We start from the raw sequence: 24,340 nt of genomic DNA on the forward strand, positions 1-24,340 counted from the left end.
GTCCTTGTTGATCAAAGATAAATAACAACTTTGCTGGAACCCGTCATGCATGGAATAAATAATGATTCCGTTAATGAACCACCACTACCGCAAATCGAAGCTCTATCGCTAACACCAACGGGTAACCATGCGGGCAGGTCCATTACTGTAACTGATGAGGAAAAGAAACCTTCATTGCAGCATTTAGCCTCAGAGACACTGTCCCTGATTTTTCGCCATTTGAAACTTCGGGATATTCGCAGTTTACAAAAGGTATGTACCCGCTTTCGCGACCTGATCAAAGAAGATAACGCTCTGGCAAAAGCCTGGTTTCGCCAGTTTTCTTCAGCACACCAGAATCAACTGAGGATGTCCATCAACAGAAAAGACAAGAATCAACTCCGAGCCTGGTTTGAGTCGTTTTCCAATGATCAGGTATTACTCGAGTCACTCACAGATCGCCAGACGACGAGTGTTTATTCAGCTAGCCTGTTATTTTTCAACAGGGTTGAGATGATGTGTCAATGTAAAACATTTGAATTGGTCACTCAATCCACCATTGACAAAACTTATAAACCCAACTCAGCCAGCAGCGAAATTGAGCGCCTTCATATGGCACACCTCAGCAGAGTCGACTCAGCCGCCCTCAGTGCTGATGGCCGCTATCTGCTCACCGCCAATAGAGACTGTTCGGCAAAAATCTACGGCTGCAAGGCTGATGGAACATGGGAAATAAAAACCATCATTCACCACTACGGAGACACCAGATCAGCGATTTTCAGCCCCGATAGTCGCCATGTTGTCATCACCAGTGATGCCAAGGCAATGATATATGATCTGGGATGCAATGAATCATGGGAACAAAACACCACCATTCTCCATGGTCATAAGATCAAATCAGCCACCTTCAGTACCGATAGTCGACATGTCGCGACTGTCAGTTTTGATTACACAGCACAAATTCATAGCCTGAAGGATCATGGATCATGGGAGTTAACAACTAAACTTCCCCGTCAGAACGCCGTCCTTTCAGCCACTTTCAGCGTTGATGGCTGTCTGATAACTGCCTGTCAGGATAAGACGGTGAAAATCCATAGCCAGAAGGCCGATGGATCCTGGGAACAAAAAGATATCATTTCCCATGATAGTGTTGTCGAGTTAGCGACCTTCAGCGCCGATGGTTGCTATGTGATCATCGCCAGTACCGATTGCAAGGCGAAAATCTATGGCAAGAAGTGCGATGGATCATGGGTAGAAAATACCGTCATTCAACACGGTGGTCATCTCAGCTCGGCCACCTTCAGCCCTGATGGCCGCCACGTAGTGACTGCCAGCAACGATCGCACAGTTAAAATTTATGGCAGAAAAGCCAATGACTTCTGGGAAGAAAAAGCCACTTTTTCCTATAGCGGGCTTGTCGAATCAGCCACCTTCAGCCCCGATGGCTGCCATGTGGTGACTAATACCTTCTTCGGTAAAACGGCGAAAATCATTGGTCAGCAGGATGATGGCTCATGGTTAGAAAAAGCCAACATCGTCCATGATGACTTCGTCACATCGGCCACCTTTAGCGCCGATGGCAGCCAGGTGATCACATCCGGTTTCGATGGCATAGTGAAAATCACTGAACTACGCAAGAATCATTTATTGCCTGCTGTCGCTGAGTAACACCTTCATGCATGTGCCGAAAGGCATTTTGTTAGTTGCACTTACCAACCTGTTCTGAACTTTCATTCTGTAATTGTCTCTGACTGACTAAACAATTTTTAACGCCCCTGTTGATCAAGGATAAATAACAACTTTGCAGGAACCAGTCATGCATCAAATAAATAACGATTCCGTTATTAAACCACCAATAACGCAAACTCAAACTCTATCGCTAACGGGTAACCATGCTGGCAGGTCCATCACTGTAACTGATGAGGAAAAGAAATCTTCATTTCAGGATTTAACCTCAGATACGCTGTCCCGGATTTTTCGTCATTTGAAACTTCGGGATATTCGCAGTTTACAAAAGGTATGTACCCGCCTTCGTGACCTAATCAAGGAAGATAACGCTCTGGCAAAAGCCTGGTTTCGACAGTTTTCTTCAGCACACCAGAATCAACTGAAGATGGCCATCACCGGAAAAGATAATAATCAACTCCGAGCCTGGTTTGAGTCGTTTTCCAATGATCAGGCGTTTCTCGAGTCACTCTCAGATCGCCAGCCCACGAGCGTTTATTCACCTGCCCTATTATTTTTCACCAGGGCTGAGCTGATGTCTCAATGTGAAACCTTTGAATTAGTCACAAAAGCCACGATTGACAAAATTTGTAAAGTCGACTCAGCCACCGGCATTGACGACACCGACTATTTAAGAAAACTCAATAAAGTCGAATCTGCCGCTCTCAGTGCCGATGGCCGCTACCTGATCACCACCAATGGCGACAATGCGGCACATATCTACCGCCAAAAGGCTGATGGAATATGGGAAAGAACAACCTCCATCCCCCATGGCAGTTCAGTCAGATCAGCGATTTTCAGCCCCGATAGTCACCATCTGGTAACCGTCTCGAATCACAGGGCGAAGATATGTGGCCTGGGATGCAATGAGTTATGGAAACCAAACATCAACATTCTCCATGATCATCAGATCAGTTCAGCCACCTTCAGCACCGATAGTCGTCATGTCGTGACTGCCAGTTATGATAAAACAGTGAAAATTCATAGCCGGAAAGATGATGGATCATGGGAGTTAACAGTTACCTTTTCCCATAATTATTCTGTCTATTCAGCCACTTTCAGCAGCGATGGCCGCCATGTGGTAACCGCCTGCGGGAGTAAAACGGCAAGAATCTATAGCCAGAGAGACGATAGATTATGGGAAAAAAAAAAGGTTTTTCCCCATGAAGGTGCTGTCATGTCAGCCGACTTCAGCCCCGCTGGTAACTCTGTGGTCACAGCCAGCCTCGATGGCACAGTGAACATCTATAGGAAGAAGTCCGATGGATCATGGAAAATAAACACCATCAGTCAACACAGAAATGGTGTCAACTCAGCTACCTTCAGCCCCGATGGCCGTCATGTCGTGACTACCATCTTCGATGGCACAGTGAGAATCTACGGCAGAAAAGCCAAAGGCTTATGGGAAGAAAAAGCCTCCTTTGACAATAATTTTTTGGCCATGTCAGCCACCTTCAGCCCTGATGGCCGCCACCTGGTGACAACTACCTTGCATTGTAAAGCGGCGACAATCATTGGTCAGCAGGATGATGGTACCTGGTTAGAAAAAGCCAACATTGTCCATGATGCCGCTATCTCATCGGCCACCTTTAGCGCCGATGGCAGCCAGGTAATCACATCCAGTGTGGATGGCGTGGTGAAAATCACTGAACTACGGAGGAACCCGTCATGCATGGAATAGATAATAATGCTGTTACTGAACCACCACTAAAGCAAGTTCAAGCTCCATCTCTCACACCAATGGGTAACCATGCGGGCTGGTCCATTACTGAATCTGACAAGGAAAAACAATCTTCATTTCAGAATTTAAACTCAAATACGCTGTCCCTGATTTTTCGTCATTTGAAACTTCGGGATATTCGCAGTTTACAAAAGGTATGTACCCGACTTCGAGACCTGATCAAAGAAGATAACACACTGGCAAAAGCCTGGTTTCGACAGTTTTCTTCAGCACACCAGAATCAACTGAAGATGGCCATCACCAGAAAAGACAAGAATCAACTCCGAGCCTGGTTTGAGTCGTTTACGAATGATAGGGCGTTTCTCGAGTCACTCTCAGATCGCCAGACCACGAGTGTTTATTCACCTGCTCTATTATTTTTCATCAGGGCTGAGCTGATGTCTCAATGTAAAACCTTTGAATTAGTCACAAAAGCCACCATTGACAAAACGAATAAACCCAACCCGGCTGCCGACAGGGGCGACCGCCTCTATATGAGACAACTCAGTAAAGTCTACTCTACCGCCCTCAGTGCTGATGAACACTATCTGGTTACCGTCAATGGAGACTATACGGCAATAATCTACTGCCAAAAGTCTGATGGAACCTGGGAAAAAAAAACCTCCACTCCCCATAACGAATGGGTCAAGTCAGCGATTTTCAGCCCCGATAGTCACCATCTACTTACTGCCAGTGATAATGGCACGGTACAGATATATGTTCGGGAGTGCGATGAATCATGGCAACCAAACACTACCATTTCCCATGGTGGTGGCATCACTTCAGCCAGCTTCAGCACCGACAGTCGACATATCTTGACCGCCAGTTATGATGGCGTAACGAAAATCCACAGCCGAAACGACGATGACAGATCATGGCAGTTAAGAGCCACCCTTCCCCATTACAGACCTGTCTATTCAGCCTTTTTCAGCACCGATGCCCGCCATCTGGTATTGGGCTGTCACGATAAAGTGGCAATAATCCTTAGCCAGAGAGACGATAGATTATGGGAAGGAAAAGGTGTCATTACTCATAATTCTTCTGTCATGTCAGCCACCTTCAGCGCCGATGGTTGCTATTTGGTTACCGCCAGTGATGATTGCAATGCGAAAATCTGTGAGAAGAAAGCCGATGGATCATGGAAAGAAAATACCATAATTGAACACAGGAAAACTGTCCAATCCGCCGTTTTCAGCCCCGATAGCCGTCATGTAGTGACCGCCAGCAAAGATTGCACAGTGAAAATTTACGACAGAAAAGCCGATGGCTTTTGGGAAGAAAAAGCCACCTTTTCCCATGAGGGTTGGGTCACATCAGCCAAGTTCAGCCCTGATGGCCGCCATGTGGTGACTAAAAGCTATGACAAAACGGCGAAAATCATGGGTCAGCAGGACGACGGGTCATGGTCAGAAAAAGCCAACATTGTCCACAGTGACATTATCACATCGGCCACCTTTAGCGCCGATGGCAGCCAGGTGATCACATCCAGCCTGGATGGCGTGGTGAAAATCACTGAACTACGGAGGAATCATTCATTGTCTGCTGTCACTGCGTGACGCTATCTTAATAGAACTATCCTGCACGTGCCGAAAGAACTTTTGTTAATTTCACTGACCAAGCTGTTTTGAACTTTCGTTCAGAAATTCTCTCTGATTATTGTTGATGATTTTTAAACGCCTTTGTTGATCAAAGATAAATAACAACTTTACAGGAAGCAGTCATGTATGAAATAAATAATTCCTTTATTGAACCGCCAATAGCGCAAACTCAAGCTCTATCGCTAACACCAATGGGAAAAAGTGCGGTCTGGTCCATTACTGTATCTGACAAGGAACAAAAATCTTCATTTCAGGGTTTAACCTCAGATACACTGTCCCTGATTTTTCGCCATTTGAAAGTTCGGGATATTCGCAGTTTACAACAGGTATGTACCCGCCTTCGCGACGTTATCAAAGAAGACAACGCTCTGGCAAAAGCCTGGTATCGACAGCTATCTCCAGCACACCTGAATCAGCTGAGGGTGATCCTCACCCGAAAAGACAAGAATCAACTCCGAGCCTGGTTTGAGTCGTTTACCAATGATCAGGCGTTACTCAATTCACTTACAGAACGCCAGCCCACAGGCCTTTATTCGTCTGCTCTACTATTTTTCATCAGGGCTGAGCTGATGTCTCAATGTGAAACCTTTGAATTGGTCACTATCGCCACCATTGACAAAACTTATAAAGCCGACTCCTATGATCTCTCTGCCAATATTTCAGATATGGCATTTCACAATCGAGTCATTTCAGCCGCACTCAGTGCTGACGGCCGCTACCTGGCCACCGCCAATGGCGACAACACAGCAAAAATCTACGAACACAAGGCTGATGGAACATGGGAAATAAAAATCACCATTCCCCATTATGATGAAAGGGTCGAATCAGTGGTTTTCAGCCCCGATAGTCACCATGTACTGACCTCCAGTTCGATGAACACGGCGGAAATATATGATCTGGGCGATGAATCATGGGAACCAAAGATCACCACTCTCGATGATCTTTACGTCAACTCAGCCACCTTCAGCCCCGATAGCCAGCACGTGGTGACCGCCGGTAGCCGCCAGGCGGCGAAAATCCATAGCAAAAAACGCGATGGATCATGGCAGTTAACCACCACCCTTTCCCATGAAAATACTGTCTCATCAGCCTCTTTCAGCAATGATGGCTGCTATCTGGTAACCGCCTGTTGCGATGGAACGGTGAAAATCTTCAGCCGGAAGGACGATGGGTCATGGGAAAAAAAAGATGTTATTCCCATTAATGATGGTGACATGTCACCCACCGCCACCATCAGCCCTGATGGTCGCTATGTGGCCACCGCCGGTGTGGATTATTGCATGGCGAAAATCTTTAGCAAGAAGGCCGATGGATCATGGAAAATAAATACCATCATTGAACATAGGAAAATTGTCAACTCAGCTAACTTCAGCCCCGATGGCCGCCATCTTGTCACTGCCAGCAACGATGGCACAGTGAGAATATACAGCCGAAAAGCCGATGGCTTATGGGAAAAAAGAGCCATCTTTTCCCATAAGGATTTCGTCATATCTGCCACCTTCAGCCCTGATAGCCGCCATGTGGTGACTGCCAGCGAGGACAAAACGGCGAAAGTCATTGGTCAGCAGGATGATGGTACATGGTTAGAAAAAGCCACCATTGTCCATGATGACGAGGTCACATCGGCCACCTTTAGCGACGATGGCAGCCAGGTGATCACATCCGGTTTCGATGGCATAGTGAAAATCAGTGAACTACGGGGGAATCATTTATTGTCTGCTGTCACTGAGTGACACTGTCTCAATAACACTGTCTCAACAGCACTATCCTGCATGTGCCGAAATTCATTTTGTTAGTTTCACTGACCAACCTGTTTTGAACTTTCATTCTGAAATTGTCTCTGACTGACTAAATAGTTTTAACCGTCCTTGTTGATCAAAGATAAGCAGGAACCCGTCATGCATGGAATAAATAATAAATCCGCTATTGAAGCACCAATAACTCAAGCTCTATCGCTAACACCAACGGGTAACAGTGCGGGCTGGTCCATTACCGTATCTGACAAGGAAAAAAAATCTTCATTTCTGGATTTAACCTCAAATACACTGTCCGTGATTTTTCGCCATTTGAAACTTCGGGATATTCGCAGTTTACAAAAGGTATGTACCCGCCTTCGCGACGAGATCAAAGAAGATAACGCACTGGCAAAAGCCTGGTATCGCCAGTTTTCTCCAGCACACCAGAATCAACTGAGGATGACGATCAACAGAAAAGACAAGAATCAACTCCGAGCCTGGTTTGAGTCGTTTTCCAATGATAAGGCGTTACTCCAGTCCCTCAGAGAGCGCGAGCCAACGAGTGTTTATTCACCTGCTCTATTATTTTTCTCAAAGGCTGAGCTGATGTCTCAATGTAAAACCTTTGAATTAGTCACAAAAGCCACCATTGACAAAATTTATAAAACCAACTCAGCCACCAGCTTTGACGAGCTCATGTCTATGGAAGTTCACAATAAAGTCCACTCTGCTGATCTCAGTGCTGATGGCCGCTATCTGGCCACCGCCAATGGCGACAACACAGTAAAAATCTACGACTACAAGTCAGATGGAACATGGGAAATTAAAACCACCATTCCTCTACACAGACCGGTCAAATCAGCCACTTTCAGTCCCGATAGTCACCATCTGGTCCTCGGCAGTATGCATGGCACCGTGTGGCTATGTGACCTGGGATCTGATGAATCATGGAAACTAAGCGCCACCATTTGCAATGAAAGTCCACTCTGTTCAGTCACCTTCAGCACCGATAGTCGACATGTCGTGACCGCCAGTTTTGATAAAACAGCAAAAATATACAGTCAGAAGGATGATGGAACATGGAAGTTAACAACCACCCTTCCCCATCACGGTTCTGTCCTTTCAGCCATTTTCAGCACCGATGGCCGCCATTTGCTAATCGGCTGCGGCGATAAAACGGCGAAAATCTATAGCCAGAGCGCCGATGAATTATGGGAAGAAAAAGAGGTTTTTCCCCATGAGGAGACAGTCCTGTCAGCTGCCTTCAGCGCCGATGATCGTTGTGTGGTCACCGTCACTATGTATGATGGCAAGGCGAAAATCTATGAGAAAAAGTCCGATGGATCATGGGAAGAGAATGTCTTCATTCAACCCATTAACGCTGTCAAATCGGCCTCCTTCAGCCCCGATGGCCGTCATCTAGTGACGACCAGAGCAGATAACACAGTGAAAATTTACGTCCGAAAAGCCGATGGCTTGTGGGAAGAAAAAGCCACCTTTTCTCATAAGAGTTCGGTCTTCTCAGCCACCTTCAGCCCTGATGGCCGCCATTTGGTGACTGCCAGCTATGACAAAACGGCGAAAATCATTGGTCAGCAGAATGATGGGACATGGTTAGAAAAAGCCAACATTGTCCATAGTGACACTATCTCATCGGCCGCCTTTAGCGCCGATGGCAGTCAGGTGATCACATCCAGTGAGGATGGCATAGTGAAAATCACTGAATTACGGAGGCATCATTTATTGTCTGCTGTCACTGAGTGACACCATCCTGCATTGAGTTTTAGAGTTTTACGACACCCACGGAGCAAGGGAACGAGTTGACTCCCGTCATTCCCGGCTTCATTCCCGTCATTCCCGTCATTCCCGTCATTCCCGTCATTCCCGTCATTCCCGTCATTCCCGTCATTCCCGATTTCATTCCCGTCATTCCCGCCTTCATTCCCGTCATTCCCGCGAAGGCGGGAATCCACACTGACCCACCACCAGAACCATACTGCCCGGTGCCCCCCTGGCCTTGTCATCCCCGAGAAGTCAGAGATCCACCGTTGGCGCTGGATTCCCGCCTTCGTGGGAATGACGACCTCAGAGCATGGGAAAGAGTTGATGTTGGAGTTTTGCGACACCCATGTTGGAGTTTTGCGATGGAGTTTTGCGACACCCACAGAGTGAGGGAACGAGTTGACTCCCGTCATTCCCGGCTTCATTCCCGTCATTCCCGGCCTCATTCCCGTCATTCCCGCGAAGGCGGGAATCCACACTGACTCACCACCAGAACCATACTGCCCGGAGCCCCCCTGGCCTTGTCATCCCCGAGAAGTCAGAGATCCACCGTTGGCGCTGGATTCCCGCCTTCGCGGGAATGACGACCTCAGAGCATGGGAAAGAGTTGATGTTGGAGTTTTGCGAGACCCATGTTGGAGTTTTGCGATGGAGTTTTGCGACACCCACAGAGTGAGGGAACGAGTTGACTCCCGTCATTCCCGGCTTCATTCCCGTCATTCCCGGCCTCATTCCCGTCATTCCCGGCCTCATTCCCGTCATTCCCGCGAAGGCGGGAATCCACACTGACTCACCACCAGAACCATACTGCCCGGAGCCCCCCTGGCCTTGTCATCCCCGAGAAGTCAGAGATCCACCGTTGGCGCTGGATTCCCGCCTTCGCGGGAATGACGACCTCAGAGCATGGGAACGAGCTGTTGGAGTTTTGCGACACCCACAGAGTGAGGGAACGAGTTGACTCCCGTCATTCCCGACTTCATTCCCGTCATTCCCGTCATTCCCGTCATTCCCGTCATTCCCGTCATTCCCGCGAAGGCGGGAATCCACACTGACTCACCACCAGAACCATACTGCCCGGTGCCCCCCTGGCCTTGTCATCCCCGAGAAGTCAGAGATCCACCGTTGGCGCTGGATTCCCGCCTTCGCGGGAATGACGACCTCAGAGCATGGGAAAGAGCTGTTGGAGTTTTGCGACACCCACGAAGCGAGGGGACGAGTTGTTAGAGTTTTGCGACAGCCTCACAAGGCTTATTCCAATTCTCAGTCTCAGCAAAACAGACTACCTTGAATAAATTCAGCAACCTAACCGATCAGGCAATGTACAGCTTTTACACCTTTCTACAGTTGTCCAATGTAGCATTTGTAGCAACAGTAATTTCCTTTTTCACAAATCCTGAAGTGGCCACTGGTGAATATTTGGAATGGCAGTTGCCTGTAAACCAACAAAGTGATGCCTCTATATCCGTTCGAGCCAGGTCGGTAAGTGTTGCTAAAAAAACTCAGGGCACACGAACGCAGCCTTTTACTGGCGAAGTCACTGTTTTCGGGCAGATCGACCAGCCATTTATCGTCTGTGCACAAGGCTTAAACGCTCAGGGCTTTACTTATGAAGCCAGTGCTGTTGTACCTTTCCCCTTTTCTGATAGTGATAAATCAACCCATCTTTATGTGCTCAGGTTGAGTGAGCAAACGGGCAGAATGACGATTAAAGAAAGCCAGCCTTGCCCGGAGTCTTTTAATCACCCGTATCCATTCACATCAGGGAAATATCTGCGTTCAAAAAGGCCTTTTTTAGTGGTAGGTGGACGAGTAGAAAAAACGCTCAATACTCAAAATGCCGGGGCAATTCCTCCCGCCGATATGCCAATCAAGCCTGTGTTGTTTCTAAGCCCTTCAGGTGGTGGCTACGACACTGACGATTTCAACGATTTCAAACGTCCGCCCTTTATGCCCGTGCCTGACAAAATGATGGTCGACCTGCTTCTCCTGCCCACTCTCAGCCTGCCTGCTAACTGGCGTGATTATCTGCCCTTTGTCGGGGTGTACCACTGGCTTACCAATACACAGCCCGAAGGAGTAACGATGGTTGTGCGGTTCGGCGATTCGCCGCCGCTTACCTTCCAAATCAGCCTGGCTGAATCCCGGGAACTGGCGGATAAGCTGCTTAATACACGGGCACTTTTACACTGGCTCGCACCCAAACTCAGTGGCAGGGAGCATCTGATACAACAACTTCTGGAGCTGACAGCAGACTCAGATGAACTACCCAACCCATTATCTGAAGCAATTCTTAAATCCCTCCGAAAGCAACTGGCTATCGTGTTGGAACTACCCGATACTGAGTTCAGTCTTGAGTTTGAATACTCGGAACTGGAACGCACCTTTAGAAGACAGACCAAGACTCAGACACCCCCCGGAACCATACAGCTGGGAAACTCCGAAAGCACAAGTTCACAAAATCCCGCAGTGAATAAAGGCAACAAACAGCGTTATTCAGGCCGCCAGACACACAACAATGAAAAACAACAAAACCAGCCAGAGCAGAATTATCCAGAACCTGATAACAAAGGTACCGATTACACTCATAATGCATTGTCCGGGGCTGTTGACTATTACACCGTCATACTGCATCAAACCGAATATCACGTCAGCAAACGACAGGTGTTAGCGAATCTGGACAGGCCTGCGTCAGAAGCCGGTTTAAGGCTATCTTGTGTGGATTGCGAACAAAGCGGGTTTCTGCTTCAGGAAGTACTGCCTCACGCAGAAAGGCACCGGATAACATGCGATCGGTGTCAACAATTCAGACCCATTGCAGGTACCCTTGATGCGCGCCAAATAATGCTACAAAACCATACCCAAAGTCAGTGTACTCGCTACAGAGGGCAGGTACTGGGAGCACCTTTAATGGACAATACTCTGACTCTGTTCCGTTTCATGATTCGTTTCGGAACGGAAAAAACCCTGCTCGACCTGTTACAACAATTCGATTTACCGATAGTCGCTGAGGATTTAAATCAGACCGATCGTAACCACAGAACCGTGCTTCACGATCTGGCTCAATATACTTCACCGGCAGTCATCCGATCGTTTCTTCAGCGTTTCAAACATTGGGTAACAGCAGAACTAATACAGCTTCCAGACAATTACGGCTGGACTTCAGCACACTACCTGTTTCAATATCAGTCAGAACAAGCCATCACTGAAACCATTCAATCTAATGGCAAGATGATTACCTGGGAATTGCAGTCCCGGCGAAACCACCAAGGTTCAACCCTGCTTCATATTCTTTATCACCGGCATTTCTTCCGGGCAGTGGCGGAAGTGTTTCAAAGATTACAAAATCAGACAGGCAGACCTGTTAGCCAGGATCTGGCAGTGAAGGATTTCAGTGGCGTGAACCTGCTGCATATTCTTTTTGCCAGTGGCAGTACCCCGCTGATTTATCATTTTATTGACCGGAATTACCTGAAGACCGGTTTTATGCTGGGGGATGTAGCCCATAATGGCGAAACGCCTCTGCACATACTGTTTGAGCAGGGTTCTTCATCTGCCATTCAACGGCTTATTGACCTCTATAAAAATTACCTTGACTCTCAGGTGTTAAGCAGAAAACGAGCCATTGATGGCTATACCCTGCTGCATCTTCTCTTTGCCAGAGGTGATATCTCACTGACTAAAGCATTTCTGGACAGCTTTGACTTTAATTATCTCACAGGACTAACAACCAACCATGCCGGTGTCTCTGTACTTCAGATGTTGTTGCAGCATGCTTCTCCTGCAGCTGCATCGACCTGGTTGCGGGCTACCCTTGTGCATGTGCATAAGCAGCTTCTAAAAACACTTTTGGAGACTAACCCTGAACTCAGCTGGGACGAGCTGTTTCAACGGGCCGGGCAGCTTCAGGTCAGGTCACATCGACTTGACTGGTTGAAGGTAGAGCGAGAAAAACTTGAACCATCATTTGTTGGATTTTCGGCACCGCTTTCAGAACCTTTGGGTTCGACAAGGCTTGCTCATGGGCCATCCGCTCCGCCGCTGCTTGTACCGGAGAAAGCAACGACTTCGGAAGTCTCCATTGCAAGTGCTGAAAAATCTTCAGAGGTTTTAAGCATCACAGAAAAATCCATAGTCACTGTCGCCAGTGGTGAAAACCAGTTACACGTAATAGCAAGAAACAGCTCACCTGAAGAGATTGCAGCAATCTTCGAACGCAATGCTGAAACCATCACGCCAGCCATGCTATCAAAAGCCAATACTGCTGGTATTACGCCTTTTCATATATTGGTTGTTCGAGGTATCAGCGCCGGTACTATTTTGTCTTGGCTTTCGCATGGTTTATCAGATGCTGTGACCGTTGAGCTGCTTGATAAAAATCTCTTTGCCGAACTTAGCTGGCGGCACTTATACGATTACGCTCGTGTATCTCCTTATCTTGAAAAAGACCTGAAACTCAAACAGGTTCTGGGCCTGCTTAAGCCGATATTCAATCAAAAACCCACATCATCTGAAATTGCTTCATCGCCATCAACTCAGGAGTTTTCAGACGCAGAGGCTCATATGGAGTGTCCAATTTGTATGGAGGCAATGGTCGAAAATGTTGCGGCCACTCCCTGTTGCGGTCAACTCTTCCATAAAGATTGCATTACCCGTTGGGTAGAAGACAAAAAAGAGTGTTCTCTCTGTCGCGAGAGTATTTCAGCCAATCAATTAACAACCATCCGACTGCCTAATATTGTTGTTCCGAAAGGGTTTGATGCTCAGCCTAAAGTGAAGCCAGAAGAAAAAAGCTCGTCGCCTGATGGAGCAAAAGGTTTTGCCTTTGGTGTTGAACCTGACTTTAAAGCCGGTATGCAATTAGAAACGACAGATAAGATGGGCGATACACCATTACCCCACTTGGCTACTGGTCAAGGCCAAACAGACACCGTCGAAGCCAAGGTATTGTCGGACATTGACCGATTCATCCGCTTTTGGGATTTTAACGTTGCTGCCCGCAATGGCAACACATGGTTGATCAGGGAATCGCTGAAGGTTGATCCCTCCCTGGCCAAAGAGAAGGCTAACGATGGCTCGACGGCTCTCCACTCAGCTGCTCGTAATGGCCAACTAGAAACCATCCAGACATTGCTGAACTTTGACCCCTCACTGGCCAAAAAGAAGGATAACTATGGCTGTACGGCTCTCCACTTAGCTGCTTATAACGGCCACACAGAGGCCATCCAGACATTGCTGAACTTTGACCCCTCACTGGCCAAAGAGAAGGATAACTATGGCTGTACGGCTCTCCACTTCGCTTCTGAATGTGGCCACTTAAAGGCCACCCGGACATTGCTGAAGTTTGACCGTTCTCTGGCCAAAGAGAAGGATTATTATGGCAATACGGCTCTTCACAAAGCTGTTTCTAATTTTTGGGGCCATACAGTGGTTATCCAGACATTGCTGAAGTTTGACCGCTCGCTGGCTAAAGAGAAGGATAACTACGGCGAAACCGCTCTCCACAAAGCTGCTCGTGAGGGATGCACAGCGGACATTCGGACATTGCTGAACTTTGACCGCTCCCTGGCCAAAGAAAAGGACAACGATGGCAAAACGGCTCTCGACTTTGCTATCAAGTGTGGCCACAGAAAGTGCAAGAAACTTCTTGAAGACTATGGAGCCCAACCATCGGGCAGCCTTCAACAGTGAGCAATAAAATTGCGCGGAGAACCGATTCTTGATTATTTCAAACCTCGCCCTCATACTGCGCCAAACCCGTCGCAGTACCTTTGACCTCCCCATCCTTAATAAACGCCTTTTCACCAACGTTTCTCGACTTTAGTCTTCAGGTAGCACGCCGAAAAATAACTGCATCAATTTTGGAAGAGACTAGTGCAGCTAAGCCTTGATATCCATACAGCCCTCGTTCCCAAGCTCTGAGGTCGTCATTCCCGCGAAGGCGGGAATCCAGCGCCAACAGTGGGCCTCTGCCTTCTCGCGGATGAAAAGGCCAGGGGCACCGGGCAGTATGGTTCTGGTGGTGATTCAGTGTGGATTCCCGCCTTCGCGGGAATGACGTGAGTCTAGCCGGGAATGACGGGAGTCTAGCCGGGAATGACGTGAGTCTAGCCGGGAATGACGGGAGTCTAGCCGGGAATGACGGGAGTCTAGCCGGGAATGACGGGAGTCTAGCCGGGAATGACGGGAGGGGAACCAGGGTTTTTCGACAACCTCGGAGCATGGGAACGAGTTGTTGGAGTTTTGCGACAGCCTCACAAGGCTTATTCCAATTCTCAGTATCAACAAAACAGACTACCCTGTATAAACTCAGCAACCTAAACTCTTTGGCAATGTACATCTTTTACACCTTTCTACAGCTGTCGACTGTATCATTTGTAGCAACAGTAATTTCCTTTTTCACAAATCCTGAAGTGGCCACTGGTGAATATTTGGAATGGCAGTTGCCTGTAAACCAACAAAGTGATGCCTCTATATCCGTTCGAGCCAGGTCGGTAAGTGTTGCTACAAAAACTCAGAGCACACGAACACAGTCTTTTACTGGCGAAGTTACTATTTTCGGGCAGATCGACCAGCCATTCATTGTCTGTGCACAAGGCTTAAACGCTCAGGGCTTTACTTATCAAGCCAGTGCTGTTGTACCTTTCCCCTTTTCTGATAATGATAAATCAACCCACCTTTATGTGCTTACGTTGAGTGAGCGAACGGGCAGAATGACGATTAAAGAAAGCCAGCCTTGCCCGGAGTCTTTTAATCACCCGTATCCATTCACATCAGGGCAATATCTGCGTTCAAAAAGGCCTTTTTTAGTGGTAGATGGACGAGTAGAAAAAACGCTCAATACTCAAAATGCCGGGGCAATTCCTCCCGCCGATATGCCAATCAAGCCTGTGTTGTTTCAAAGCCCTTCAGGTGGTGGCTACGACACTGACGATGACAACGATTTCAAACGACCGCCCTTTATGCCCGTACCTGACAAAATGATGGTCGACCTGATTCTCCTGCCCACTCTGAGCCTGCCTGCTAACTGGCGTGATTATCTGCCCTTTGTCGGGGTGTACCACTGGCTTACCAATACTCAGCCCGAAGGAGTAACGATGGTTGTGCGGTTCGGCGATTCGCCGCCGCTTACCTTCCAAATCAGCCTGGCTGAATCCCGGGAACTGGCGGATAAGCTGCTTAATACACGGGCGCTTTTACACTGGCTCGCACCCAAACTCAGTGGCAGGGAGCATCTGATACAACAGCTTCTGGAGCTGACAGCAGACTCAGATGAACTACCCAACCCATTATCTGAAGAAATCCTTAAATCCCTCCGAAAGCAACTGGCTATCGTGTTGGAACTTCCAGATACTGAGTTCAGTCTTGAGTTTGAATACTCGGAACTGGAACGCACCTTTAGAAGACAGACCAAGACTCAGACACCCCCCGGAACCATACAGCTGGGAAACTCCGAAAGCACAAGTTCACAAAATCCCGCAGTGAATAAAGGCAACAAACAGCGCTATTCAGGCCGCCAGACACACAACAATGAAAAACAACAAAACCAGCCAGAGCAGAATTATCCAGAACCTGATAACAAACGTACCGATTACACTCATAATGCATTGTCCGGGGATGATGAGTATTACACCGTCATACTGCATCAAACCGAATATCACGTCAGCAAACGACAGGTGTTAGCGAATCTGGACAGGCCTGCGTCAGAAGCCGGTTTAAGGCTATCTTGTGTGGATTGCGAACAAAGCGGGTTTCTGCTTCAGGAAGTACTGCCTCACGCAGAAAGGCACCGGATAACATGCGATCAGTGTCAACAATTCAGACCCATTGCAGGTACCCTTGACGCACGCCAAGTAATGCTAAAAAGCCATACCCAAAGTCAGTGCACTCGGTACAGAGGGCAAGTACCGGGAACACCTTCAATGGACAATACTCTGACTCTGTTCCGTTTCATGATTCGTTTCGGAACCGAAGAAACCCTGCTCGACCTGTTACAACAATTCGATTTACCGATAGTCGCTGAGGATATAAATCAGACAGATCGTAACCACAGAACCGTGCTTCACGATCTGGCTCAATATACTTCACCGGCAGTCATCCGGTCGTTTCTGCAGCGTTTCAAGCATTGGGTAACCGCTGAACTGATACAGCTTCCAGACAATGACGGCTGGACATCAGCACACTACCTGTTTCAATATCAGTCGGAACAGGACATCATGGAAACCATTCAATCTAATGGCAAGATGATTACCTGGGAATTGCAGGCCCGGCAGAACCGCCGAGGTTCAACTCCGCTTCATATTCTTTATCACCGGAATTTCTTCCGGGCAGTGGAGGGAGTGTTTCAAAGATTACAAAATCAGACAGGCAGACCTGTTCGCCAGGATCTGGCAATGCAGAATTTCAGTGGCGCAAACCTGCTGCATATTCTTTTTGCCAGTTGCAGTAACACGCTGATTTATAATTTTATTGACCAGAATTATTCCCTGATGACCGGTGCTATGCTGGAGGCTGAAGCCCATAATGGCGAAACGCCACTGCACATACTGTTTGGTCAGGCTTATCCATCTACCATTCAACGGCTTATTGAAGGCTGTCGCATTTACCTTGACTCTAAGGTGTTACGCAAAAAACGAGCCATTGATGGCTATACCCCGCTGCATCTTCTCTTTGCCAGAGGTAATATCTCACTGACCAAAGCATTTCTGGGCAGGGTTTACTTTGATTATCTCATAGGATTAACAACCAACCATGCCGGTGTCTCTGTATCTCAGATGTTTTTACAGCATACTTCTCCTGCAGCTGCATCGTCTTGGTTGCGGGCTGACCTTGAGCATAAGCATGACCAGCTTCTAAAAACACTTTTGGAGACTAACCCTGAACTCAGCTGGGACGAGCTGTTTCAACAGGCCAGGCTGTTTCAAGTCAGGTCACATCGACTTGACTGGTTGAAGGAAGAGCGAGAAAAAAGCATCACAGAAAAATCCATAGTCACTGTCGCCAGTGGTAAAAACCAGTTACACGAAATAGCAAGAAACAGCTCACCTGAAGAGATTGCAGCATTCTTTGAACGCAATGCTGAAACCATTACGCCAGCCATGCTATCAGAAGCCAATATTGCTGGTTGTACGCCTTTTCATATATTGGTTGATCGAGGTATCGGCGCCGGTACTATTTTTTCCTGGCTTTTGCATGGTTTATCAGATGCTGTGGCCAATGAGCTGCTTGATAAAAATCTCGTAGGCGAACTTAGCTGGCGGCCTTTATACGATTATGCTCGTGTATCTCCTTACCTTGAAAAAGACCTGAAACTCAAACAGGTTCTGGGGCTGCTTGAGCCGATATTCAATCAAAAACCCACGTCATCTGAAATTGCTTCATCGCCATCAACTCAGGAGCTTTCAGACGCAGTGGCTCACATGGAGTGTCCAATTTGCATGGAGGCAATGGTCGAACATGTTGCGGCCACTCCCTGTTGCGGCCAACTCTTCCATAAAGATTGCATTACCCGTTGGGTAGAAGACAAAAAAGAGTGTTCTCTCTGTCGCAAGAGTATTTCAGCCAATCAGTTAACAACCATCCGATTGCCTGAGATTGTTGTGACGAAAGTGTTTGATGTTCGACCTGAATTGAAGCCAGAAGAAAAAAGCTCGTCGTCTGATGGAGCAAAATCACCCCACTTTGCTACCGGTCAAGGCCACACAGAGGCCGTCAAGGCCAAGGTATTGTCGGACAGTGACCGAATCAAGCACCTTCGGGATTTGCATACTGCTGTTCGCAATGGCAACACAAAATTCATCAAGAGAATGCTGGACTTTTACCCCTCCCTGGCCAAAGAGAAGATTGATCGCGAAACGGCTCTTCACCTGGCTGCTTCGGAAGGCCAGACAGAGGTCATCCAGACATTGCTGAACTTTGACCCCTCCCTGGTCAAAGAGAAGAATATCTTTGGCGAAACGGCTCTCCACAAAGCTGCTTATGAAGGCCCCTCAGAGACCATCCACAAATTGCTGAAAATTGCCCCCTCACTGGCCAAAGAGAGGGACAACGATGGCAAAACGGCTCTCCACAATGCTGCTTTTCGTGGCAACACAGTGGCCATCCAGACATTGCTGGAATTTGACCGCTCACTGACCAAAGAGAAGGACAACAATGGCAAAACGGCTCTCCACACAGCTGCTAATTGTGGCCATCCAGAGGTCATCCAGAAATTGCTGGACTTTGACCGCTTAGTAGCCAAAGAGAAGGATAAATATGGCAGGACGGCTCTCGACTATGCTATGCAGCTTATCTGCACAGACTGCAAGAAACTTCTTGAAGACTATGGAGCCCAACCATCGGGCAGCCTTCAACAGTGAGCAATAAAAGTGAAAATCACTGAATTACGGAGGAATCATTTATTGTCTGTTGTCACTGAGTGACACTATCTCAGTAGCACTATCCTGCATGCACCAAAAATCATTTTGTTAGTTGTACTTACCAACCTGTTTTGAACTTTCATTCTAAAACTGTCTCTGACTGACTAAAAATTTCTAAACGTCCTTGTTGATCAAAGACAAATAACAACTTTGCAGGAGCCCTTCATGCATGGAATAGATAATAAACCCGTTATTGAACCGCCAATAACGCAAACTCAAGTTCTATCGCTAACACCAACGGGTAACAGTGCAGGCTGGTCCATTACTGTATCTGACGAGGAAAAAAAATCTTCATTTCAGGATTTAACCTCAGATACGCTGTCCCTGATTTTTCGCCATTTGAAACTTCGGGATATTCGCAGTTTACAAAAGGTTTGTACCCGCCTTCGCGACGTGATCAAAGAAGATAGCGCTCTGGCAAAAGCCTGGTATCGCCAGTTTTCTTCGGCACACCAGAATCAACTGAAGATGACCCTCTCCATAAAAGACAAGAATCAACTCCGAGCCTGGTTTGAGTTGTTTTCCAATGATAAGGCGTTACTCCGGTCACTTACAGAGCGCGAGCCGACGAGTGTTTATTCACCTGCTCTATTATTTTTCACCAGGGCTAAGCTGATGTCTCAATGTAAAACCTTTGAATTAGTCAGAAAAGCCACCATTGACAAAATTTATAAAGCCAACTCAGACACCAGCTCTGACGAGCTCATGATTATGGAAGCTGACAATAGAGTCCACTCAGCCGACCTCAGTGCTGATGGCCGCTATCTGGTAACCGCCAATGGCGACAATACAGCAAAAATCTACGGCCACAAGACGGATGGAACATGGGAAATTAAAACCACCATTCCTCTTGATAGACAGGTCGTATCAGCAATTTTCAGTCCCGATGGTCACCATCTGGTGATCGTCAGTTCGTATGGCTATGGCATGGTGAAGGTATTTGACCTGGGATCTAATGAAACATGGCAACCAAAGGCCACCATTCGCCATGATAATCCAATCTCTTCTGCCACTTTCAGCACCGATAGTCGACATGTAGTAACCGCCAGTTTGGATCACACAGCAAAAATCTACAGTCAGAAGGATGATGGATCATGGAATTCAACTGCCATCCTTGCCCATTACGATGCTATCCATTCAGCCATTTTCAGCACCGATGGCCGCCATTTGCTAATTGCCTGCAGGGATAAAACCGCGAAAATCTACAGCCAGAACGGCAGATTATGGGAAGAAAAAGAAGTTTTTCCCCATGAGGAGGCTATCCTGTCAGCCGCCTTCAGCGCCGATGATCGCTATGTGGTTACCGTCGGTATGAATGATTGCAAGGCAAGAATCTATGAGAAGAAATCCGATGGATCATGGGAAGAAAATACCTTCATTCAACACACTAAATATGTCAAATCCGCCACCTTCAGCCCCGATGGCCGTCATTTAGTGACGGCCAGAAGAGATCAAACCGTGAAAATTTACGGCCGAAAAGCCGATGGCTTATGGGAAGAAAAAGCCTCTTTTTTCCATGATGATTGGGTCTTTTCAGCCACCTTCAGCCCTGACGGCCGTCATGTGGTGACTGCAAGCAAGGACGGAACGGCGAAAATCATTGGTCAGCAGGATGATGGCTCATGGTTAGAAAAAGCCAACATTTTCCATGATGACTCTGTTTCATCGGCCAGCTTCAGCGCCGATGGCAGCCAGGTGATCACATCCAGTATGGATGGCATAGTGAAAATCACTGAATTACGGAGAAATCATTCATTGTCTGCTGTCACTGAGTGACATCTTTCTGCATGCACCGAAAGGCATTTTGTTAGTTCCACTGATCAGCCTGTTATGAACGTTCATTCTGAAATTTTCTCTAACTGACTGAATATTTTTTAACTGCCCTTGTTGATCAACGATAAAAAGCAACTTTGCAAGAGCCAGTCATGAATGGAATAAATAAAAATCGCGTTACTGAATCACCACTAACACAAGCTCTATCGCTAACAACAACGGATAACAGTGCGGGCAGGTCCGTTACTGTATCTGACAAGGAAATAAAATATTCATTTCAGGATTTAACCTCAGATACACTGTCCCTGATTTTTCGCCATTTGAAACTTCGGGATATTCGCAGTTTACAAAAGGTATGTACCCGCCTTCGCGACCTGATCAAAGAAGACAAGGCTCTGGCAAAAGCCTGGTTTCGCCAGTTTTCTTCATCACACCAGAATCAACTGAGAATGCCCCTCACCATTAAAGATAAGAATCAACTCCGAGCCTGGTTTGAGTCCTTTTCCGATGATCAGGCGTTACTCCAGTCACTCACAGAGCGCGAGCCGACGAGTGTTTATTCACCCGCTCTATTATTTTTCACCAGGGCTGAGCTGATGTCTCAATGTAAAACCTATGAATTAGTCACCAGAGCCACCATTGACAAAACTTATAAAGCGAACTCATCCCCCCCCATTGCCGGTCCCTTGAATAGGCCAGAGCTCAATAGGGTTAACTCAGCCGCTCTCAGTGCTGATAGCCGCTATCTGGTCACAGCTAATGGAGACCGTACGGCAAAAATCTACGGCCTCAAGGCTGATGGAATATGGGAAATAAAAACCACTATTCCCCATGACAAACCGGTTGTATCAGCCATTTTCAGCCCCGATAGTCACCATCTATTAATCGTAAGTTTTAATGCGGCGAAGATATATGATCTGGCATGGGATGAATCATGGGAACCAAACACCACCTTTCGCCATGGTGCTCTCATCAATTCAGCCACCTTCAGCACTGATAGTCGTCATGCGGTGATCACCGGTTGTGATGAGACAGGGAAAATCCTTAGCCGGAAGGATGATGGATCGTGGCAATTAACGGCCACCCTCAGGAAAGCCTACAACTCAGCCAACTTCAGCGATGATGGCTGCCATGTGGTCACCACCTCTTTTAATAAAACGGTGGAAATTCATAGCCAGAAGGCGGATGGATCATGGGAAGAAACAGATTCCATTCCCCATAGTGGTAAAGTCATTTCAGCCAATTTCAGCCCCAATGGTTGCTATTTGGTCACCGCCAGTATGGATTGCAGGACGAAACTCTTTGAGAAGAAGCCCGATGGATCATGGAAAGAAAATACCCTCACTCTATACAACAACGTTAACAAATCGGCCACCTTCAGCCCCGATAGCCGCCATTTAGTGACCGGCAGCAACTTTGGCACAGTAAATATCTACGGTCGAAACGCCAATGGTGTATGGAAAGTAAAAGCCATTTTTTTCCATGATGATGAAGTATTGTCAGCCAGCTTCAGCCCTGATGGCCGCCACCTGGTGTCAATTTACAAGCGTTGTAAAACGGCAAAAATCATTGGTCAGCAGGATAATGGCTCATGGTTAGAAAAAGCCAACATTGTCCATGATGACTTTATCACATCGGCCAGCTTCAGCGCCGATGGCAGTCAGGTGATCACATCCAGTAAAGATGGCATAGTGAAAATCACTGAATTACGGAGAAATCATTTATTGTCTGCTGTCACTGAGTGACACCCTTTTGAATGTACCGAAAGTCATTTTGTTAATTTCACTGACCAGCCTGTTATGAACTTTCACTCTGAAACTGTCTCTGACTGACTAAATAATTTTTAAACGTCCTTGCTGATCGTAGATAAATAACAACTTTTCAGGAACCAGGCATGCATGGAATAAATAATAAGCCCGGTATTGAACCACCACTGACGCAGGCTCTATCGCTAACACCAACGGGTATCCATGCAGGCAGATCCATCGCTGTAGCTGACAAGAAAGAAAAGCAAAAACATTCATTGCAGGATTTGGCCTCAGATACACTGTCCCTGATCTTTTGCCATTTGAAACTTCGGGATATTCGCAGTTTACAGAAGGTCTGTACCCGTCTTCGCGACGTTATCAGAGAAGATAAGACACTGGCAAAAGCCTGGTATCGCCAGTTTTCTCCTCAACATCAGTCTCAACTAAGGATGACCATCACTGTAAAAAATAAGAATCAACTGCGTGCCTGGTTTGAATCGTTTTCCAATGATCAGGCGTTCATCGAGTCGCTTACGAATCGCCGACCAACGAGTGTTTATTTACCTGCTCTGTTATTTTTCACCAAGGCAGAGCTGATGTCGAACTGTAAAACCTTTGAATTAGTCACTAAAGCTACCATTGATAAAACTTACAAAACCAACTCAGCCACCGGCATTATTAATCGCATCCGCCTGGGACAGCTCAGTAAAGTCAATTCAGCCGCCCTCAGCAGCGATGGCCGTTATCTGGTCACCGCCAATGGAGACAATACGGCAAAAATCTACAGTCAAAACCCTGATGGAACATGGGAAATTAAAACCACCATTCCTCATGAAGGCCATGTCAAATCAGCAATTTTCAGCCCCGATAGTCATCATTTAGTCACCGTCATTAGTAATGACATGGCAAAGATATGTGACCTGGGATGCAATGAATCATGGGAACCAAACACCACCATTTCCCATGAAAATCACATCAGATCAGCTTCCTTCAGCACCGATAGCCAACATGTGTTGACCGCCAGTATGGACGGAACGGCGAAGATCCATAGCCAAAAGCGCGATGGTTCCTGGCAGTTAACAGCCATCCTTCCTCATGAGAAATCGCTCTATTCGGCCAGTTTCAGCACCGATGGCTGCCATGTGGTTACCGCCAGTTACGATAACACTGCGAAAATCCATAGTCAGCAGACCGATGGATCATGGACAGAAAAAAAGGTTTTTCCCCATGAGGCGACTGTCCTGTCAGCCGCCTTCAGCGCCGATGGTCGCTATCTGGTCACCGCCAGTATGGATTACAAAGCGAAAATCTATGAGAAGAAGTCCGATGGATCATGGATAAAAAATACCACTATACAACACAAAGATACTGTCAACTCGGGCACTTTCAGCCCCGATAGCCGCCATCTGGCGACTACCAGCAGAGATCGCACAGTGAAAATTTACGGCCGAAAAGTCGATGGCTTATGGGAAGAAAAAGCCTCCTTTCCCCATAAGCTTTGGCTCTTGTCAGCCAACTTCAGTCCTGATAGCCGCCATCTAGTGACTACTGTCGTGTTTTGTAAAACGGCGAAAATCATTGGTCAACAGGATGATGGCTCATGGTTAGAAAAAGCCAACATTGCCCATAATGACTGGATCTCATCGGCCACCTTTAGCGCCGATGCCAGTCAGGTGATCACATCCAGTGAAGATGGCATAGTGAAAATTACTGAACTACGGAGGAATTATTTATCGCCTGCTGTCACTGAGTGACACCATTCAGCATGCACAAAAAGTCATTTTGTCAGTTTTACTTACCAACCTGTTATGAACTTTCATCCCGGAACTGTCTCTGACTAACTAAATAATTTTCAAAATCCCCT

At 47.1% G+C, this 24,340-nt stretch carries 13 protein-coding genes; all 13 read left to right on the plus strand.

Annotated elements, in window-relative coordinates; translation table 11 throughout:
- Positions 1–45: 45 nt before the first annotated feature.
- The 13 genes from ACO6VG_RS19350 (at position 46) to ACO6VG_RS19410 (ending at position 24,230) form a co-directional block, all read left to right on the plus strand.
- Positions 46–1,647 carry an F-box/WD repeat-containing protein gene (locus ACO6VG_RS19350; RefSeq protein WP_422475202.1) on the plus strand — a complete coding sequence of 534 codons (1,602 nt, stop codon included), beginning with the start codon at positions 46–48 and terminating at the stop codon, positions 1,645–1,647.
- A 148-nt stretch (positions 1,648–1,795) separates the two neighbouring features.
- Entirely contained in the window at positions 1,796–3,385 is a 1,590-nt protein-coding gene (locus tag ACO6VG_RS19355) for an F-box/WD repeat-containing protein (protein ID WP_422475204.1), read from the plus strand.
- The gene (locus tag ACO6VG_RS19360; RefSeq protein ID WP_422133826.1) at positions 3,373–4,980 is read left to right on the plus strand and encodes an F-box/WD repeat-containing protein; all 1,608 of its coding nucleotides are present in this window, start codon (positions 3,373–3,375) and stop codon (positions 4,978–4,980) included. Before ACO6VG_RS19355 ends, ACO6VG_RS19360 begins: the two co-directional genes overlap by 13 nt.
- A 164-nt stretch (positions 4,981–5,144) precedes the next feature.
- Entirely contained in the window at positions 5,145–6,755 is a 1,611-nt protein-coding gene (locus ACO6VG_RS19365) for an F-box/WD repeat-containing protein (RefSeq protein ID WP_422475206.1), read from the plus strand.
- A 165-nt stretch (positions 6,756–6,920) separates the two neighbouring features.
- On the plus strand, positions 6,921–8,522 hold the full coding sequence (locus ACO6VG_RS19370; RefSeq protein WP_422475208.1) for an F-box/WD repeat-containing protein: 1,602 nt from the start codon (positions 6,921–6,923) through the stop codon (positions 8,520–8,522).
- Positions 8,523–8,578: 56 nt separating this feature from the next.
- Positions 8,579–9,022, plus strand: a complete 444-nt coding sequence (locus ACO6VG_RS19375; protein WP_422475210.1) for a hypothetical protein — start codon at positions 8,579–8,581, stop codon at positions 9,020–9,022.
- 203 nt (positions 9,023–9,225) lie between these two features.
- The gene (locus ACO6VG_RS19380; protein WP_422133830.1) at positions 9,226–9,498 is read left to right on the plus strand and encodes a hypothetical protein; all 273 of its coding nucleotides are present in this window, start codon (positions 9,226–9,228) and stop codon (positions 9,496–9,498) included.
- Positions 9,495–9,764: a hypothetical protein gene (locus tag ACO6VG_RS19385; protein ID WP_422475212.1), complete on the plus strand. Its 270-nt coding sequence runs from the start codon at positions 9,495–9,497 to the stop codon at positions 9,762–9,764. Before ACO6VG_RS19380 ends, ACO6VG_RS19385 begins: the two co-directional genes overlap by 4 nt.
- A 204-nt stretch (positions 9,765–9,968) precedes the next feature.
- A complete protein-coding gene (locus tag ACO6VG_RS19390; protein WP_422475214.1) occupies positions 9,969–14,228 on the plus strand; it encodes an ankyrin repeat domain-containing protein in 4,260 nt (1,419 codons plus the stop codon).
- Between the two features lie 752 nt (positions 14,229–14,980).
- Entirely contained in the window at positions 14,981–18,895 is a 3,915-nt protein-coding gene (locus ACO6VG_RS19395) for an ankyrin repeat domain-containing protein (protein ID WP_422475216.1), read from the plus strand.
- Between the two features lie 225 nt (positions 18,896–19,120).
- Entirely contained in the window at positions 19,121–20,731 is a 1,611-nt protein-coding gene (locus ACO6VG_RS19400; protein WP_422133834.1) for an F-box/WD repeat-containing protein, read from the plus strand.
- Between the two features lie 149 nt (positions 20,732–20,880).
- Entirely contained in the window at positions 20,881–22,473 is a 1,593-nt protein-coding gene (locus ACO6VG_RS19405) for an F-box/WD repeat-containing protein (protein WP_422475218.1), read from the plus strand.
- Between the two features lie 149 nt (positions 22,474–22,622).
- Positions 22,623–24,230 (plus strand): F-box/WD repeat-containing protein, encoded by a 1,608-nt coding sequence (locus tag ACO6VG_RS19410; RefSeq protein ID WP_422138022.1) that lies wholly within the window; start codon positions 22,623–22,625, stop codon positions 24,228–24,230.
- The last annotated feature ends 110 nt before the right edge of the window (positions 24,231–24,340 follow it).

The sequence above is a fragment of the Endozoicomonas sp. ALB032 genome (assembly GCF_049310125.1).
Taxonomy (GTDB): Bacteria; Pseudomonadota; Gammaproteobacteria; order Pseudomonadales; family Endozoicomonadaceae; genus Endozoicomonas_A.